This window comes from Vibrio sp. 3-2(1) (genome assembly GCF_963887575.1).
Classification (GTDB): Bacteria; Pseudomonadota; Gammaproteobacteria; order Enterobacterales; family Vibrionaceae; genus Vibrio; species Vibrio anguillarum.
The window spans coordinates 147195-164626 of record NZ_CAWPGB010000011.1 but is presented as its reverse complement, the minus strand read 5'-3'; the positions used below and the strand labels follow the sequence as shown (position 1 = coordinate 164626).

Genomic DNA, 17432 nt, shown 5'->3' with positions numbered 1-17432 from the left:
AAGGTTAACGAGAATGTTCAAGCACAGGTAAAATGCGGCTCAGTTTATCCAGTGTCTCCTGATATTCAAGCTCACACTGACTATCGGCAACAATACCGCCACCAGCCCAAACGTGCAGTTGTTGCTTTTCTGCCACCAAAGTTCGGATAGCAATACTGCTGTCCATTGTCCCGTGGCGGCTAATATAGCCTATGCTGCCACAGTAAGCGCTACGGCGGTGAGGCTCTAATTCCTCAATAATTTCCATTGCACGTACTTTTGGTGCGCCAGTAATTGAGCCTCCGGGGAAGCTGGCTCTTAATAGATCGGCCGCGCAATAGGTGGAATCAAGTTCTGCGCGAATGGTACTCACAAGGTGATGCACGGCAGGAAAACTTTCAATATCGAACAGCTTAGGCACATGTACAGACCCCGGTTTTGCCACACGGCCAACATCGTTTCGTAGTAGGTCAACGATCATCAAGTTTTCTGCTTGATCTTTTTCTGCGCAAGCAAGGTCTGCCGCGTTAGCGGCGTCAATGCTGGGGTTATCGCTTCTTGGTCGAGTGCCTTTTATCGGCTTAGTTTCGATGATGTTGTGTTTGACCTGCATAAAACGTTCGGGAGAGACACTCAAAATCGCTGACTTCTCTAAGCGAATAAAAGCCGAAAATGGTGCGCAATTAAACGCTTCCAGTTTTTGATAAGCTTGCCATTCACTGCCTTCATAATGCGCTTGAAAACGCTGTGCAAGGTTGATTTGATAACAATCACCACTGAGCAAATAGTGCTGGATTTGCTCAAATTTCCGTTGGTAGCTCTCTTTACTCATGTTGGATTGCCAATCAGAGCGTAATACAAAATGGCCGTTGTTTTTGGAGTTCTGAGTGTTGAGCCACTGCCATGCTTCATCAATATGATTGCCCACCACGTAGGCGGCTTGGTGCAAATGATCAACGACCACAGCCCATTGATAGAGACCAATCGCCATATCAGGTGTGGATAGATCGTGCTCAGCAAGCGTTGGAATTCGTTCTATCTGCCGCCCTAAGTCATAGGCAAAATAACCGAGTGCACCGCCCACGAAAGGAAGGTCTATATCGCTTTGAACATCGGGCAAATACTGCTGCTGCAACTGTTTGAGCAGTTGGAATGGGTCTGCCTGAGAATCATAACGAGACTGCGGTTCGCATACCGTCGTTTTATCCCCTTGTGTCACTAAGGTGGCCAGTGGCTCAGCGACTAAAATATCAAAACGGCTATCGATATGCGTCTTAGAGGCGGAGCGCAACAGCATAGCCCACGGGCAGTCTTCGATTTTAGAAAACAATTGGTGAGCGAGATCGACATGGTAAGTCAGTGCGTTAACTTGGATATGATTGAATTCGTTGTTGTTCATTTGCGTAATTTGTGACAAAGAGACCGATCACTGCATGGCGTGTTGAGTAAAGCAAGAGTATCATAAAATGCAAATTAAAAGCTGCTACTTGATTGAATCACATCAATAAGTTGATTTTTTGCTGAGAAGCTTACCGCTTATTGAATGAGGAACACGCAACAGTCAAGGGAAGCATAACAATAACGAGGCACGCAATGACGGTAATTCGCAAGCAGGATGTGATCAGCAGTGTCGCTGACGCTCTTCAATATATCTCTTACTACCACCCTCTGGACTTCATTCAAGCACTAGAAAAGGCTTATCATCGAGAAGAGAGCCAAGCTGCGAAAGATGCGATCGCACAAATTCTCATTAACTCGCGCATGTCAGCAGAAGGGCATCGACCCATTTGCCAAGATACCGGCATCGTAACCTGTTTTGTCAACATTGGTATGAATGTGCAATGGGAGTCTGATCTCACGGTGCAAGAAATGATTGATGAAGGAGTTCGTCAAGCGTACACCAATCCAGATAACCCATTGCGCGCTTCTATATTAATGGATCCTGCTGGTAAGCGTATTAATACTAAAGACAATACGCCTGCTGTCGTTCATATCAATATGGTGCCAGGAAATAAAGTCGACATTCAAATCGCAGCCAAAGGCGGCGGCAGTGAGAACAAAACCAAGATGGTAATGCTTAATCCTTCCGATGACATTGCTGAATGGGTAGAAAAAACCGTACCCTTGATGGGGGCGGGTTGGTGTCCTCCGGGTATGCTCGGCATTGGTATTGGCGGCACCGCGGAAAAGGCGGCTGTGCTTGCTAAAGAATCACTGATGGAGCATATCGATATTCAAGAACTGATTGATCGTGGTCCACAAAATGCGGAAGAAGAACTGCGGTTAGATATTTTTAACCGCGTGAACCGTTTAGGCATTGGTGCGCAAGGGCTTGGTGGCTTAACCACCGTTGTGGATGTAAAAATCAAAACAGCGCCGACTCACGCCGCGTCTAAACCTGTTTGTATGATCCCTAACTGCGCGGCGACCCGCCATGTTCACTTTACGCTAGACGGCACGGGCCCTGCTGAACTTACACCACCAAAGCTAGAAGATTGGCCACAAATTGTGTGGGACGCAGGAGCAAGCGCGCGCCGCGTCAACCTTGATGCGGTCACTAAAGAAGAGGTTCAAGAGTGGAAAACCGGTGAAACACTTCTTCTTTCCGGTAAGATTTTAACCGGCCGCGATGCCGCACATAAACGACTCCAAGCAATGTTGCAAAATGGCGAAGGGCTGCCTAAAGGTGTCGATCTTAAAGGTAAATTTATCTACTACGTTGGCCCCGTTGATGCGGTGGGTGATGAAGTTGTTGGTCCAGCAGGCCCGACCACATCGACACGTATGGACAAATTTACCGACATGATGCTTGATGAAACGGGCATTATGGGGATGATAGGCAAAGCAGAGCGTGGACCTGCGACGGTGGAGTCAATCAAAAACCACAAAGCGGTCTACTTGATGGCGGTGGGTGGCGCGGCTTACTTAGTGGCGAAAGCGATTAAGAAAGCACGCGTGGTGGCATTCGAAGATTTAGGTATGGAAGCCATTTATGAATTCGAAGTTGAAGACATGCCAGTCACGGTTGCGGTGGACTCGCGTGGCGCGAATGCTCACCAAATAGGCCCAGACACATGGAAAGTGAAGATTGCCGAAGCTCAAAAGAAAGCTTAATCTGATCTCATCGCGTTCTCACGATAACTGCAGCTTAGGCTGCAGTTATCGTCTATAAATCAGTAGATAATTGAAATGCTCATTTGCAAAACTAGGAGGGTAGATGCCTCGTTTTATTAAAATATTACAAATTATTATCGCTATTGTGGTTGGGGTTTTCCTCGGCTATGACCTTATTCTACATGGCATCAGCATCTTCGATGATAAGTACGTCACAATCACCTGCGTGTTATGGGTGATGCTTGAGGCTGCATTGTTTGTGATTTATAAATTAATAGAAGATGATTGAGCCGATGTGAGCAGCTCAACACAGAACAGCGATTTTTTTGGCCAAAAAAGCCTAAGCCTCTGATTCTTGTCAGGGGCTTTTTGTTCATCTCTGATTAAGGTGAATACACATAAAGTAGCGTCATCAAATGAAGTGGAGTGAGTGAATGAAGCACATTCGTCGAGAAATGACTGATTTAATTAACCGTGGATTAGATTCGCATGTTCGAATTGCTGTCACGGGGTTATCGCGAGCGGGGAAAACGGCTTTTATTACCTCCTTAGTGAACCAATTACTGCACACCTCTACCCATGATAATTTACCGCTATTTTCCGCAACGCGTGACCGACGCATTGTGGGTGCAAAACGTGTCCCTCAAACTAACTTAATGGTTCCACGCTTTGCTTACGATGAAGCGATGTCACAGTTACACAGCGAACCGCCACATTGGCCTGTGCCCACTCGTGACGTCAGCGAAATTCGCCTAGCGATCAAATACAAACCTAAAAAGCGCAGTAAAAAATTATTTGGTCACACGGCCACACTTTATCTCGATATTATCGACTATCCGGGGGAATGGCTGTTGGATCTGCCTCTGCTCGAAATGACCTATGAACAGTGGTCAGAACAGCAGTTTTCAGCGCTAAGTGAGCTACGTTCCTCATTAGCCGAGCCGTGGCTTGAGGGGTTAGCTAAACTTGATGTAACGCATGATACCGATGAGCAAAAGCTTGCTTCACTGTCGATGCTGTTTACGGAGTATTTGCACGCGTGTAAAAATGCCGGTTTGCATTGGGTGCAACCGGGGCGTTTTGTGTTGCCGGGAGAGCTAGAAGGTGCGCCTGTACTGCAGTTTTTTCCATGCCGTAATCCGTACGGTGAAGACAAGCCTGCTCCCAATAGTAATTACAGCATGTTAAAAGCACGCTATGAAGAATACCAAAACAAGGTTGTGAAAGCTTTTTACAAAAATTATTTTGCCACGTTTGATCGGCAGATTGTGTTAGTCGATTGTTTATCTCCACTCAATGATGGCTACGGCTCCTTTTTGGATATGCGTCGTGCGCTTGAACAGATTATGCATAGCTTTCGTTATGGTCGTAATGGTTTACTCAAGCGTCTGTTTGCACCCAAGATAGACAAAGTGCTGTTTGCAGCAACCAAAGCGGATCATGTCACCCCTGAACAACACCCGCATTTGGTGTCGTTACTGCAGCAGATGGTTCATCCTGCTTGGCAAAGCGCCGCCTATGAGAATATTGAGATGAGTTGCATCAGTATGGCATCGATACAGGCCACACAAGCGGGTTTTATTGATAGCGGTGAGCGCACCATTCCAGCCTTACAAGGTGTGACTCTCGATGGCGAAACTTTGACCATTTTTCCCGGCGATGTGCCGAAAAAGTTACCTAACAAAGAGTATTGGCACCATCAAGGGTTTGAATTCACCAGTTTTAAACCAAGAGCATTTAGCTGTGATGAACCTTGCCCTCATATCCGTTTAGATAAAGCGTTGGAATATTTAATTGGAGATAAGCTGAAATGAGTGATTTAAAAACCAAGCAAATCTTTAATCAAAAATTAGAACCACAACAGAAGAGTACGCCAGAGCTTACGGCTCAACAGCAATTTCAAAATAATGAAGCCTTCATTCCAATGCCGATCAGCAATGAAGAGAGTGCTGCGGAAAAAGAGTTGGAGCAAATCATTCGTCCACCACAAGGTCGGAGATGGCGAGCTGCGGCATTAGTTATAAGCTTTGCAGGTTTAATCGGTTGGCAAGCTATCGATTCAGTTATCACGGCGATTCAATCAGCGGACTGGTTAGCATTAGGCTGGGCGGGATTTATTGCTGGTTTGGCATCGTTAGGCTTAAGTACCTTAATCAAAGAGCTGTGGAAGTTACGAGCACTTCGCCATCATTTTAGTATTCAAGAGCAAAGCGAACAGCTTATGCAAACCGACAGCGTTGGTCATGGGCTCGCGTTCTGCCAAGCTCTAGCTAAACAAAGTGGCATAAAAACCGAAAGTCCAGCCTATGATCGTTGGTTAAACAGCGTTAATGCTTCACACAGCGATGCTGAAATACTCGATATGTACGATGCTATGGTGGTGAGTGAACAAGATAAACAAGCAACCCAAATCGTCTCACAATATTCAACAGAAGCGGCAGCTTTAGTGGCAATTAGCCCTTTAGCCATCGCAGATATGTTGTTAGTGGCATGGCGTAATTTCACTATGATTGATCAACTGGCAAAACTGTATGGAGTGTCATTGGGTTACTGGTCTCGTCTCTCTTTATTTAAGTCCGTATTGGTTAATATGGCAGCGGCAGGTGCCAGCGAACTCGCCATCGACGCCAGTATGGATCTCCTTTCTATGGATTTAGCCGGAAAAGTATCCGCGCGGGCAGGGCAAGGTTTAGGAGTGGGAATATTGACCGCTCGTCTTGGTTTGAAAGCCATGGCACTGCTCAGGCCGATGACATGGCAGCCAGACAGAAAAGTAAAATTAGGGGCGATTCGCAAACAGATCGTCGTAAGAATCGCCGCGCTTACGGTGAAATAAGCAACATTTATCAAATAATATGCCCGAATGTGAACCTCAAAACATGAGATAACTTGACGCCATACAAGGCTTGATAGAAACTACTGTCAACTTTTCCTGACACTTTTTATTAGGATTTTTAAGTGCGTCTTGAAGTCTCTTGTGAAGATAGACTCGGCCTAACCCGAGAACTGCTCGATATTCTTGCATCGAGAAACATTGATTTGCGTGGGATTGAAATCGATGTCATCGGCATTATTTACCTCAACTGCCCTGACATTGATTTTGAAACATTCAGTGAATTGATGGCTGAAATTCGCCGAATTTCTGGCGTAAAAGATGTTCGGAAAATTCAATTCATGCCCATGGAGCGGCATAACACCGAGTTAATTTCATTACTCAACAACGTGCCTGATGCTGTGCTGGCGATTGATCTGAAAGGGTTTGTTGATATGGCAAACTATTCAGCACTATCGCTGTTTAATAAAACAGAGAAAGAGGTGATAGGGCAGCCCATTTCGGCATTATTACCTTTCTTTAACCTATCACGCTGGCTTGAAGGCAACAAAGCACGACAACGTGAGGAGATCGTGCACGATGGTCTCGATTATCTGATGGAGATGATGCCTGTTTATATTACGGGTGAGTCGAAAGAATCCACCTTGGCGAGTACCATGATGATGATTCGTTCTAAAAGCCCTAGCGGCGTCGTCGATGATGCTTTGCCCTTACACAATAACCTTGGTTTTGAACATTTTGTCGGAGTTTCTAACCGCCATAAAGCGCTCATTAGCCAAGCTAAGAAGCTGTCAATGCTTGATCAACCTTTGCTTATAGAAGGCGAAACCGGAACGGGTAAAGAGATGTTGGCCAAGGCTTGTCATAATCGCTCTCACCGTGCCTCCTTTCCTTTCTTAGTTCTGAGTTGTGCTTCAATGCCGGATGATGTTGCGGAAACGGAGTTGTTTGGTCATGCGCCAGGGTCATTTAATCATCAACAAGGTCACAAGGGTATTTTTGAACAGGCGAATGGCGGTACTGTTTTTCTCGATGAAATCGGGGAGATGAGCCCCCATTTACAAATTAAACTACTGCGCTTCTTGCAAGATGGTACATTCCGCCGCGTTGGTGAGGAGCATGAAGTTCATGTTAATGTTCGTGTGATTGCTTCGACGCGTCACAAGTTGGCGGATTTAGCCGAATCAGGCGCATTTCGTGAAGATCTTTTTTATCGTCTGAATGTGTTAACTCTCCGTATTCCTACTTTGCGTGAGCGGTCTAACGACATTCAGCCATTGCTTGAACTGTTCGTGGCGAAACACATTAAGAAAATGGGTATGGTCAAACCACTACTAGCGGAAGATTTGGCGGATCAGCTCTCTCATTACCAATGGCCAGGCAACGTACGACAGTTGGACAACATGGTGCTCAGGGCGCTAACGGAGATGTCTGATAATCAGTTAACAGTGGACCTCTTCCATCTGCCGCAGCTTGAAACCGTTCATACTGGCAATACCCATGTCAATCTTGATGGCTCATTAGATGACATCATGAAAGAGTATGAATCTCAAATTTTGGAACGTTTATATCAGTCTTTCCCTTCAAGCCGTAAGTTGGCTAAGCGTTTAAACGTATCACACACCTCTATCGCCAATAAGCTACGCGACTACGGAATTAGGAAAAATTGATGCAGTCATGCAGCACCTTGTCCCAAGTGTATGAAGTGGACAATGATATTTTAGTGCGAACCGCAAAACTTGAAGATGCGGAGATGATCGCCGCCTATTTTACGAGTAATCGTGAACATTTACGGCCTTGGGAACCTAAGCGAGAAGCGGCGTTTTTTGAGGCTCACGGTTGGGCACAGCGGCTGATTAAACTTGGTGAGCTGCATAAAATGCAATTAGGCTATTATTTGCTCATCATCGATATTAACAGTGGTGACATGCTTGGCACCATTTCGTTTAGTAACCTCTCACGCTTTCCATTTTATGCTTGTAATCTCGGCTATTCGTTAGCGAAGAATGCACAAGGTAAAGGCATCATGGGCCGTGCATTAAAAATGGCGTGCCACTACATGTTTAAGGTACAAAACCTACACCGTATCATGGCTGGTTATATGCCAATCAACAAACGCAGTGAAGTGGTGTTGATGAAAATGGGCTTTCAGGCCGAAGGTCACGCTAAAAATTATTTGCTCATTGATGGCCAATGGGAAGATCACAACCTAACAGCATTGGTTAATGCTGATTGGCGCCCAAGCTAATGGGTTATCGTTTTAAAAGTAAAGCGGCTATATTCACAAGTCAGCTAAAACATTAAGGAAATTCAATGTCGTATTTGCCTTTGGATCAATACCAAAGAAAATGGATTTTCACTCACCAATCAATGCCAGTTCCTGAGCAAGATCTGGTGCATATTAAACCCATGTCTCAAGCCAGAGCGGCTCAGTTTTGGCTGGAAAATATCAGTGCTCAAAGCCCAGATTCAGAGAGGTTAAGTTCTCAAGATTGGCCTCGTAAAGCAGGCAGTTGGATCAATGAAATCAGTTGGATGAAAGAATGGGAAAGTGACGATGAATCATTACCCGTTGATATTTTGGCCCATATTGATTGGCAAAATGACGTGACCGTTTATTTTTGTTATGAAAAGTACGATATTATCGAAACCCAATGGTCGGTATTTAAAAAATACTGGAAAAATTTCTTATTTTACGATGATGGACCAATCTTATTGGGGCGTCGCCGTGCTCAAGCGTTATGGTTTGGTTCAAATGGCAAAGTCAAATTGGGTAATAGAAAGTAACGAATAAACGAATAAAAAGCAGCTTAGGCTGCTTTTTATTCGTTCTACAGTACTCGAGAGTTATTTAATTGATACAAACTTTATAACATCACGCTATCCATTCTTTCCTATACTGATCATAAGAGATGTTCGGGAGGGCGCATGGACGATAAAATTCTCCAATCTGTTGTTGAAATTACGGGGCAGAAAAATGCGGTGTCATTGGGTTATTGTGTCATCAGCGCTCTAGTCGAGATGTTGCCTCTGAAATCGGCCTGCTTAGAACATTATATTGGACCTCATTCCTATGTCATTGCAAAAGCTACTATCTGTAGCCGTATACCTGGAAAATTTGAAATTAACTGGGAATATGAGGGCGAGACGGTTCCAAGTTATGAACATAACCATTCTGATATCGAGCCCAAAATAGAAGATTTAGGTACAAACGGATACCATTGCATTTACCCTATTGCGATCAACGATAGTTTTTCTGCTAGGTTGTCTCTGATTCTAAAAGTTCCGCCCAAACAATATCGAATGCTCATTGAAGGCTTTGTTAAAATTTACCAAAATTACGTTTTATTATTGCATGAAAATGAGCGTGACAAACTGACAGGGTTGTTGAATCGAAGGACGTTAGAGGATAGGTTGCGCCTTAGCTTTGATGTGCTTCCTGAAACGACGACAGTAGGTTCAGTGATGCCTTGGGTTGCCATCATTGATCTCGACCATTTTAAACGGATCAATGATAATTTTGGCCATCTGATTGGCGATGAAGTTTTGCTCTTGGTGGCTCAGCAAATGCAGAATTTTTTTCTTAATCAAGAACAACTGTTTCGGTTTGGAGGAGAAGAGTTCGTCATTATTTTCCCTGCCAGTGAGTATGAGGTCGTGCTAAACAGAACCGAGAGGTTTAGACAGCACATCGAGCAGTTTCGTTTTCCTCAGGTTCAACATATCACGCTTAGCATTGGTATCTGCTCTATCTCGCCAAGAGAATATCTCTCAACGATTCTAGATAGAGCAGACAAAGCACTCTACTTCGCCAAAAACCACGGCCGCAATCAAGTACAATGTTATGAAGACTTGTTGCGTAGCGGTGTATTCATTGAAAACGAAGAGGGGGACAGTAGTGCCGAACTATTTTGAACGGTTCACCTTATTTCTTCGCCGATAGCGTGCTACCCATTGAGGCAGTGATGATCATCGTAATGGCGATCCATTGCGTTAAGCTTAATTGTTCTTGAAGAATAATTAATCCAGCTAATGCGGCGATGGCGGGCTCTAAGCTCATTAACACACTAAAGTGTTGTGTAGACAAACGCTTTAAAGCCGACATTTCTAGGCAATAAGGTACGGCGCTTGAAAGAATCGCGACAGATAACGCCATAGGCAGTATTGACCACGTAAAAATAGACGCCTCTGATAATACAACGCCGATTGGAAACGCAAACAGGGCCGCAATTGTCATCCCTATCGCAACGGTTGCGCCTCCAGAACCGACACTCCCCGCCCTTTGACCAAACCATATGTAGGCTGCCCAGCATCCGCCGGCCGCTAAAGCCAGTGCAACGCCAATCGGATCAAGTGCATCGACACCCGTTAGATCGGGCAATAAAAAAACAATACCCAGAATAGCAAGCGCAACCCAAATCAGATCTTTTTTGCGTTTAGATGAGAGAAATGCAATGAGTAATGGCCCAGAAAACTCCAACGCAACCCCAATACCAAGAGGAATTCGTTCAATAGCAAAATAGAACATCAGTTGCATGCCACCTAGGCTTGCTCCGTAAATGATCATTGAGCGCCATTGTGAAAGAGAAAGTCGTAACTGCCATGGGCGAAAAATCATTAACAGTATTAATGCAGAGAGACCAACGCGCAGTGCAATTGTTCCACCTGGGCCAACAATAGGAAATAACTGCTTGGCTAGTGACGCGCCAGATTGAATGGTGGTCATGGCCAAGAGTAGAGTTAACACAGCCAAGAATATAGGGGATTTAATCGGTTGCATGCGCATCCATATGAAATAAAAGGAACGGGCCGATTATGCCTGAAAAATAAAGGGGTTAATAGGAACAACGAGCGGTGAATTAAAAGGGGATACCGTGAGTGCAAAACACTCACGGACCAAAAGATAAATTAAGTGGGCTTGGCTTAGTGGATGTAGAAACGAGGGTTTGCCGTTCCCCAAATCGTATACAGTTCAGGGAATATGAGCTCTGCATTTTCTTCCAGCTCACTGACAGTGATTCGGCCTTGCTTTTGCGCGCCAAACAAGGTGACTTCCTGATTAGGAAGGACGCCTTTCACATCGGTTACGTCAACCAATGTGGTGTTCATTGAGGTTACTCCAACCACCTTTGCTCGTTGACCGTTAATCAATACTTCACCGCGATTGCCCATTTTTCTTGGGTAACCATCTGAATAGCCAACAGGCAGATTTGCCAAAACACTCTCTTTGGTTACGCGGTATGTACTGTCATAGCCAACAGTGCTTCCTTTAGGAAGATGATGCAATGACGCAATACGTGTTTTGAATGAGACGATTGACGGATATTCCGGGTTAGTTGGTAAGTCGCCATATAGGACGCCGCCAGGACGTACCATATCAAGTTGTGCTTCCGGTACATTGAGAGCAGTGTAGGAGTTGGCAACATGCAAAATCAGTTCATCGCGTTTTAGGTTTGCTTGCTGAATCAACCAAGCTGAATTGGTATTAAAACTGGCCAACTTGCTGCGGATTTCGTCTGGGTTGTAATTGGGGAAATGCGTCATTATCCCAACAATTTGTATGCCACTTTGAGTAGCAATCGCAATCGATTCTTGTTTTCCTGCATCGGTTGACATATCGATACCATTGCGTCCCATACCGCCATCATTTAATGCCAAATGTACTCTTATCGTTTTACCTTTTTGCTGGCTTAGCTGAGCGAGTTGCTCAGCTTGCATTTTACTACCGATGAGCTCTTCGATATCTAACTCGACACTTTGTGCGATTTCATCAATGCTCGCAGAGCGAACACGCATCAACTGGCCTTTAAACCCGCTCTCACGTACGGCTCTAGCCTCTGCATTACTGGTAATTGCGATACAAGGGATCCCTTGCGCGAGAATAGTTGGCATTAAACCGCGAATACCGTTGCCGTAAGCATCAGCCTTCATCACGGCGCAAATTTTAGTTTGGCTGTTGATGTGGCTCTTAAACTGCTCAATATTTTGTTTGAATTGGCCAAGATCGATCTCAAGCCAAGTATTGGATTGCTGAATTTCTTGTATAGAAGGCTCACTGACGTTAAGGCTTAAAGGTGCAGAAGTCGCTGAAAAAGAGGGTAAAGCCATGGCAATTGACAGTGTAAGAAAAGAGGCTTTGAAATTCATTCTATCTCCTAGGTAAGTAAAAACAAGAAAGCCCCGTTAGGGGCTGACTCTATTTTAGTTAAGTTTGAAACGCCCCATTGCGTCTTGCAATGTGACCGATAATTGACTGAGTTCGTGGCAAGCTTGCGCCGTTTGTTCTGAACCCTGCGCGACTTCTTGTGAAGCCGTATGGATATTTTCAATGTTGCGGCTTAGTTCATCGGCAACGGAATCTTGTTCACTACAAGCGCTGGCGATTTGTGTTCCCATATCCGCAATTTGAGCTACTGAGTTTTCAATTGAAACCATCAATTGCTGCGAGTGGGTTCCTTGAACGACGCAAGAGTCAATGCTGACGCGCGAACGTTCGGTTGCTTCTTTTGCTTCGCCTGCCATGGTTTGTAATTTTTCAATAATGGTTGTGATTTCGCCAGTTGAAGCTTGAGTTCTTCCCGCAAGGGTGCGCACTTCATCGGCAACAACAGCAAAGCCTCGGCCAGATTCACCAGCGCGGGCTGCTTCAATCGCAGCGTTCAGTGCCAATAGGTTTGTTTGCTCAGCGATGTTACGAATAACGTCAAGTACCACGTTAATTTGTGTGGATTGTTGTTCTAAATTTGCAACGGTTTCGCCAGCCTGACCAATAATTGTAGCCACTTGTTGAATGGAGCTCACCATCGCGGCATTGTCTGTCGCACCCTCTTTGGCTTTAGTGTTGGCGCTACTTGCTTGTGATGCTGAGTCTTCCGTGTTGCGTGCTACATCGGCCACTGCGGCTTTCATTTGCGTCATCGCTGTTGCGACTTGTGTGATCTGATATTGCTGCTCTTTCATACCTTGAGCTGAGATATTGGAGATTTGACTCATCTCTTCCACAGCACTGCTTAGTTGTGTTACAGCGGAGATGATCTCTTCGATCAGTTGACGTAAATTGTTCTGCATCTTTTGTGAGGCATCGGCAAGTTCACCTAATTCGTCATTGCCAATAGCATTACGATCGATCTGTTTTGCTAAGTTACCTTCTGCAATCGCGTTTGCTTGGTCAACAACTAATCGTAAAGGTCCACAAATTATGCGAGTCAAGAAGAGGGTGATAATGACCATGACGACGATAATGGAAACATTACTGATACTTGATGAAGTGTTCAGTGTGTCAACTGCTTTAAGAATATAGCTTTTGTTGCCATCCATTGCTTTTTGCAAGATGCCAATCAGCGTTTTTATGTCGGCTTCAATATGACGAAAATTATCGAGAGATTGGTTTAGCAGTTTATGCGCACTATTTTTGTCATTGTTCGCTAAAGCCTGATTAAACTGAGTCATGATCGTTGTGTAACTATCCCAATTAGCCATCAAACTCTTGAATGTTTGCTCCTCTTCTCCTGGCCAAACACTTTTTCCATACTGTTTTAAACCTGCATCAACCTCTTGTTGTAATTGACGGCTAGTCACTAGGCGTTGTTTCACTTCGTTTATATCATCGGTGAGCAAGGAAGCAAACTGCGTACGACGCCAATAGGAGAGTTTATCTCCCATAGAATCTACGTGTTGTAGTGCAGGCAGTGTATCGTCGGCAAAATTCACCAACTGACTTTTGACTTCTTGGAGTTCGCTATATAAAAACCAAGCGAAGAGGATGTTGATTAAAGCGATGAGGCTAAATGAGCCTGCAATTTTCTGTCTGATGGATAGATTTTTTAAAAACATGAATGAGTTACCTTTGATTGTTTTTGTCAAAAGTCGCTTGAGCGAACAACATCCATTTACCGACAATGTGATCTACATCCTAATTGGTCGCGGATATTATCATGTTATCTATAAATTGACGATACCTATACTATTAAAGTAGCAGATGTTTGATTGTGCAAAGATAAAACGATTGATTAATTTTAATGATGTGAGGGTGGTTGATTATTGGTTTAACACCTAAGAGTGGTGAGAGGATTTGCAAGCGACCCCTCATTCTGAGTATTTGCCTTAGTGGTAATCGTTGTTCATTGATCTAACACCAAACTTTTTGCTGAGTAACTGTAACATAATGGCAACGTTGTTCGAGATTCAAGTACACCTCTAATTATCGTTTCTATGAGTACTCAGGAAGAGTTTATATGGTGCGTCCTTACTTAAAATTTATCATCCCTATTTTAGTTCCATTACTTATTTTATTGTTGCCTATGACCGCTTTCCCTTTTGAAGGGATGACTGTAATACAGCAGCGAGTGATTGCCATCTTTTTGCTCGCCGCTCTTTGTTGGGTATTTGAACCGATCCCAATCTATGCCACATCGGTAGTCGTGATCGTGCTAGAGCTCCTAATGGTATCGGATAAAGGTATCTGGTTTATGAGGCTTGCTGAGGGAGAAGCTCATTTTGGTGGCTTGCTAAAACATACTGATATCATGGCGACGTTTGCCAGCCCAATTATTATGTTGTTTTTGGGGGGCTTTTTCTTAGCCATGGCCGCCACTAAGTATCGCTTGGATGTCAACCTTGCACGAGTGCTGCTCAAACCATTTGGCCAGAACCCCAAGTATGTCATGTTAGGCTTGATGTTAATTACTGGCATCTTCTCGATGTTTATGTCCAATACCGCAACAACAGCGATGATGCTTTCCATCTTAACGCCAGTCATCGCAGTGTTTGGCCCAAAAGATCCAGGGCGAATTGCTTTTGCTTTGTGTATTCCGGTCGCCGCTAATATTGGCGGTATAGGTACGCCAATAGGTACTCCTCCCAATGCGATCGCATTGAAATATCTGGTCGGTGAAAATTTAATTACCTTTGGTGAATGGATGGCCTTTGGGGTGCCGTTTGTGATCATAATGATGGCACTCGCATGGGTATTGATTAGCGCCATGTTTAAAGCAGAGCAACAAAAAATTGAATTGACCATTAAAGGTAAATTTTTAAAAACACCAAAAGCCATTATTGTGTATGTCACCTTTGCTCTGACCATTCTTCTTTGGTTGATGGGCTCAACCCATGGTATGAACTCTTATACTGTTGCACTGATACCCGTGGCTGTCTTTTCTCTTACTGGCATCATCAACAAAGAAGATCTAAAGAAAATTTCTTGGGATGTGCTGTGGTTAGTGTCTGGTGGTATTGCGCTAGGACTTGCATTAGACAAAACGGGGTTAGCGCAACTAGTGGTGAACAGCATTCCTTTTGCGCAGTATTCACCTTACGTTGTTTTATTTGGTGCGGCATTTTTGTGTCTCATCATGGCCAATTTTATGTCACATACCGCCACCGCGAACTTATTAATGCCCATTATGGCCGCGCTTGGTGCTTCAATGACTTCGCTTACTCCACTAGGTGGAGAAATTACGTTGATTCTCGTGGTTACCTTTGCTGCATCACTTGGTATGTCATTACCTATCAGTACACCACCTAATGCGTTGGCGCATGCTACCGGGCACGTTCAAAGTAACCAAATGGCTAAAGTAGGGGTTGTCCTCGGTGTGATTGGGGTGCTGCTCAGTTTTGTTATGGTTTGGTTACTTCATGCGGTTGGTCATATCGGTTAGGTAGCATTATGTCGGATAAAAGACTTGTTGCACTCATTGATCGTTATTTTCGCCATCCTGAACGGATGGTGAAACTGCCTTCGGGAAGTATTGTCATTGAGCAAGAAGGTTATAATGATCGACTCTATTTCGTATGGTCGGGAGAATTGAGTGGCTATTACAACGAAAAAGGCGATAAACCGATAAAAGTTTTTTCAGCCGGTGCAGGTGCTTTTATTGGCGTACACAGTTTTTTTTCTGGTGAATGGATAGCTTCTTCAACAGTGGTGGCTGAATCTACGGTAGAGCTTGCCTGGATCGACCGAACTACGGCCGTCTTAGAAGAAGATCAATATGGACCTTTAACCGCCCAGTTTACCCCCGTTATTGTGAATGAATTATCCCGCCGTCAACGACGCGCAACTCAAGAATCAGTGGCAAAAGAAAAAGCATTAGAAAGGTTATATTCGGCTGAGCAAATGACGACCTTGGGCCAGTTAGCGGCGGGCATTGCCCATGAATTGAACAATGCCATCGGGGTAGTGAGTAGCAAATCTGAGCGATTAGAAGTACTGTTTATGGAGCTGCTCGAAGAGGTTCATCCTGAAGCGAGCCTCTTTTTCGATTTTGGCTTGATGTATGGTCAGAAAGTATCGTCAAACGAAGCTAGAAGGCGAGGTGCTCTTTTCGAAAAGCAATACGCCCTGCCTAAAAATGTGGCAAGAGATTTAGCAAAAGCGGTTCCAGAAGACTACTTATCTTCGCACTGGCTGAAAAATCCACATTTAGCTATCCGTTATTGGCAAATGGGCCGTGACTTGCATGATTTACGTTTGGCCTCTAAACATACTGTTGGCATTGTTAAATCAGTAAAACAACTGGGCCGAACTGAAATTACTCAAGATGAAGAGTTCGATATTAACGATACGATCAATCGAGCATTGGCACTATTACAGAGTGATTTACGACGTGTCAGTGTCCGTATTAGGCCTGCTGCATTACCCTTATTTAAAGGATCTCAGACAGAGCTGGTACAAATTTGGGTAAACATCATCAAAAATGCCTGTGATGCGATGGCTAACATAGCAGAGCCAATGATAGAGATACAAACCAAATTAAGTAAACAACGTATATTGGTAACCATTGCTAATAACGGTCCTGAAATTAACGAAGCCACTAGACGGAAAATATTCCAACCAAGCTTCACCACCAAAAAAGGAGGGTTGTCGTTTGGTTTGGGACTAGGGTTATCAATAGTGAAACGCATTGTTTCTGGGTATGGTGGAAATGTCGTACTCAAAAGTGACAATGAAAGAACAATATTTAGAATTAAATTACCCACGGAGAGCGATTATGGAGAAGCTTAATATCATTTGTGTCGATGATCAAAGGGAAGTATTAAGTGCGATACTGCAAGATCTTCAACCACTCACTTCTTGGTTGAATATTGAAGATTGTGAATCGGCTTATGAAGTATTGGATCTAATGGATGAGTTTGACGAACAAGGTGAGCATATTGCGCTGCTGATGTCAGATCATGTGATGCCAGGAAAGACAGGAGTCGAATTATTAACCGAGGTCGCAGCAGATTCCAGATTTAAGAAAACAAAAAAAATTCTGTTAACAGGGCAAGCAACACACACAGATACGATCAATGCGATTAACACTGCAGGTGTAAATAGGTATTTTGAGAAACCATGGAATGCGAAAGAGCTGGTAGATTGTGTTCGCACTTTAGTGACAGAATTCATCTTTGAAGTAGGTTTAGATTATAAAGACTATCACAACGAATTGGATCAGAAAATAGTGCTAGCAAAACTGAGATAAGTGAATAATGCCCAAATAACTTTAACGGCGGCTATTAAAGTGTT

General features: G+C 44.1%; 15 protein-coding genes. 11 read left to right on the top strand and 4 right to left on the bottom strand.

Annotated elements, in window-relative coordinates; genetic code table 11:
- Positions 1 to 4: 4 nt before the first annotated feature.
- Positions 5 to 1396 (bottom strand): aminodeoxychorismate synthase component I, encoded by a 1392-nt coding sequence (gene pabB, locus AACQ79_RS03415; RefSeq protein ID WP_170898420.1) that lies wholly within the window; start codon positions 1394 to 1396, stop codon positions 5 to 7.
- A gap of 176 nt (positions 1397 to 1572) precedes the next feature.
- Here pabB and AACQ79_RS03410 point away from each other — a divergent pair, with 176 nt between their 5' ends.
- The 8 genes from AACQ79_RS03410 to AACQ79_RS03375 all read left to right on the top strand — a co-directional run bounded on the left by AACQ79_RS03410 (position 1573) and on the right by AACQ79_RS03375 (position 9841).
- Positions 1573 to 3093 (top strand): fumarate hydratase, encoded by a 1521-nt coding sequence (locus tag AACQ79_RS03410; RefSeq protein ID WP_010320695.1) that lies wholly within the window; start codon positions 1573 to 1575, stop codon positions 3091 to 3093.
- 103 nt (positions 3094 to 3196) lie between these two features.
- A complete protein-coding gene (locus AACQ79_RS03405; RefSeq protein ID WP_010320694.1) occupies positions 3197 to 3382 on the top strand; it encodes a hypothetical protein in 186 nt (61 codons plus the stop codon).
- A gap of 145 nt (positions 3383 to 3527) precedes the next feature.
- Entirely contained in the window at positions 3528 to 4907 is a 1380-nt protein-coding gene (locus AACQ79_RS03400; RefSeq protein ID WP_170898418.1) for a YcjX family protein, read from the top strand.
- Positions 4904 to 5929: a YcjF family protein gene (locus tag AACQ79_RS03395; protein WP_170898416.1), complete on the top strand. Its 1026-nt coding sequence runs from the start codon at positions 4904 to 4906 to the stop codon at positions 5927 to 5929. The genes AACQ79_RS03400 and AACQ79_RS03395 overlap by 4 nt, the downstream gene beginning before the upstream one ends.
- A gap of 122 nt (positions 5930 to 6051) precedes the next feature.
- A complete protein-coding gene (tyrR, locus tag AACQ79_RS03390; RefSeq protein ID WP_013856782.1) occupies positions 6052 to 7596 on the top strand; it encodes a transcriptional regulator TyrR in 1545 nt (514 codons plus the stop codon).
- On the top strand, positions 7593 to 8174 hold the full coding sequence (rimJ, locus tag AACQ79_RS03385) for a ribosomal protein S5-alanine N-acetyltransferase (protein ID WP_170898414.1): 582 nt from the start codon (positions 7593 to 7595) through the stop codon (positions 8172 to 8174). Before tyrR ends, rimJ begins: the two co-directional genes overlap by 4 nt.
- Positions 8175 to 8239: 65 nt before the next feature.
- Positions 8240 to 8713: a DUF2947 domain-containing protein gene (locus AACQ79_RS03380; protein ID WP_170898412.1), complete on the top strand. Its 474-nt coding sequence runs from the start codon at positions 8240 to 8242 to the stop codon at positions 8711 to 8713.
- Positions 8714 to 8854: 141 nt separating this feature from the next.
- Positions 8855 to 9841, top strand: a complete 987-nt coding sequence (locus AACQ79_RS03375; RefSeq protein WP_094131948.1) for a GGDEF domain-containing protein — start codon at positions 8855 to 8857, stop codon at positions 9839 to 9841.
- Positions 9842 to 9851: 10 nt separating this feature from the next.
- On the opposite strand, the gene AACQ79_RS03370 is transcribed toward AACQ79_RS03375, so the two are convergent.
- The 3 genes from AACQ79_RS03370 to AACQ79_RS03360 all read right to left on the bottom strand — a co-directional run bounded on the left by AACQ79_RS03370 (position 9852) and on the right by AACQ79_RS03360 (position 13759).
- The gene (locus AACQ79_RS03370) at positions 9852 to 10706 is read right to left on the bottom strand and encodes an EamA family transporter (protein WP_096036417.1); all 855 of its coding nucleotides are present in this window, start codon (positions 10704 to 10706) and stop codon (positions 9852 to 9854) included.
- 143 nt (positions 10707 to 10849) lie between these two features.
- Positions 10850 to 12073: an alanine racemase gene (gene alr / locus AACQ79_RS03365; RefSeq protein ID WP_170898410.1), complete on the bottom strand. Its 1224-nt coding sequence runs from the start codon at positions 12071 to 12073 to the stop codon at positions 10850 to 10852.
- Between the two features lie 54 nt (positions 12074 to 12127).
- On the bottom strand, positions 12128 to 13759 hold the full coding sequence (locus tag AACQ79_RS03360) for a methyl-accepting chemotaxis protein (protein ID WP_026028720.1): 1632 nt from the start codon (positions 13757 to 13759) through the stop codon (positions 12128 to 12130).
- Positions 13760 to 14163: 404 nt separating this feature from the next.
- On the opposite strand from AACQ79_RS03360, the gene AACQ79_RS03355 reads away from it, so the two are divergent.
- The 3 genes from AACQ79_RS03355 to AACQ79_RS03345 are packed head-to-tail and all read left to right on the top strand — an operon-like array spanning position 14164 to position 17388.
- Positions 14164 to 15582, top strand: a complete 1419-nt coding sequence (locus AACQ79_RS03355; protein WP_026028719.1) for an SLC13 family permease — start codon at positions 14164 to 14166, stop codon at positions 15580 to 15582.
- An 8-nt stretch (positions 15583 to 15590) separates the two neighbouring features.
- Positions 15591 to 16928: an ATP-binding protein gene (locus tag AACQ79_RS03350; RefSeq protein ID WP_017044755.1), complete on the top strand. Its 1338-nt coding sequence runs from the start codon at positions 15591 to 15593 to the stop codon at positions 16926 to 16928.
- Positions 16915 to 17388 (top strand): response regulator, encoded by a 474-nt coding sequence (locus tag AACQ79_RS03345; RefSeq protein WP_010317964.1) that lies wholly within the window; start codon positions 16915 to 16917, stop codon positions 17386 to 17388. Before AACQ79_RS03350 ends, AACQ79_RS03345 begins: the two co-directional genes overlap by 14 nt.
- Positions 17389 to 17432: the final 44 nt, after the last annotated feature.

What these genes read in the sequence shown, in the direction of transcription:
- AACQ79_RS03410 (WP_010320695.1), top strand. Translation starts at nt 1,573, where the DNA reads ATGACGGTAATTCGCAAGCAGGATGTGATCAGCAGTGTCGCTGACGCT.
- AACQ79_RS03405 (WP_010320694.1), top strand. Translation starts at nt 3,197, where the DNA reads ATGCCTCGTTTTATTAAAATATTACAAATTATTATCGCTATTGTGGTT.
- AACQ79_RS03400 (WP_170898418.1), top strand. Translation starts at nt 3,528, where the DNA reads ATGAAGCACATTCGTCGAGAAATGACTGATTTAATTAACCGTGGATTA.
- AACQ79_RS03395 (WP_170898416.1), top strand. Translation starts at nt 4,904, where the DNA reads ATGAGTGATTTAAAAACCAAGCAAATCTTTAATCAAAAATTAGAACCA.
- AACQ79_RS03380 (WP_170898412.1), top strand. Translation starts at nt 8,240, where the DNA reads ATGTCGTATTTGCCTTTGGATCAATACCAAAGAAAATGGATTTTCACT.
- AACQ79_RS03375 (WP_094131948.1), top strand. Translation starts at nt 8,855, where the DNA reads ATGGACGATAAAATTCTCCAATCTGTTGTTGAAATTACGGGGCAGAAA.
- AACQ79_RS03370 (WP_096036417.1), bottom strand. Translation starts at nt 10,706, where the DNA reads ATGCAACCGATTAAATCCCCTATATTCTTGGCTGTGTTAACTCTACTC.
- alr (WP_170898410.1), bottom strand. Translation starts at nt 12,073, where the DNA reads ATGAATTTCAAAGCCTCTTTTCTTACACTGTCAATTGCCATGGCTTTA.
- AACQ79_RS03360 (WP_026028720.1), bottom strand. Translation starts at nt 13,759, where the DNA reads ATGTTTTTAAAAAATCTATCCATCAGACAGAAAATTGCAGGCTCATTT.
- AACQ79_RS03350 (WP_017044755.1), top strand. Translation starts at nt 15,591, where the DNA reads ATGTCGGATAAAAGACTTGTTGCACTCATTGATCGTTATTTTCGCCAT.
- AACQ79_RS03345 (WP_010317964.1), top strand. Translation starts at nt 16,915, where the DNA reads ATGGAGAAGCTTAATATCATTTGTGTCGATGATCAAAGGGAAGTATTA.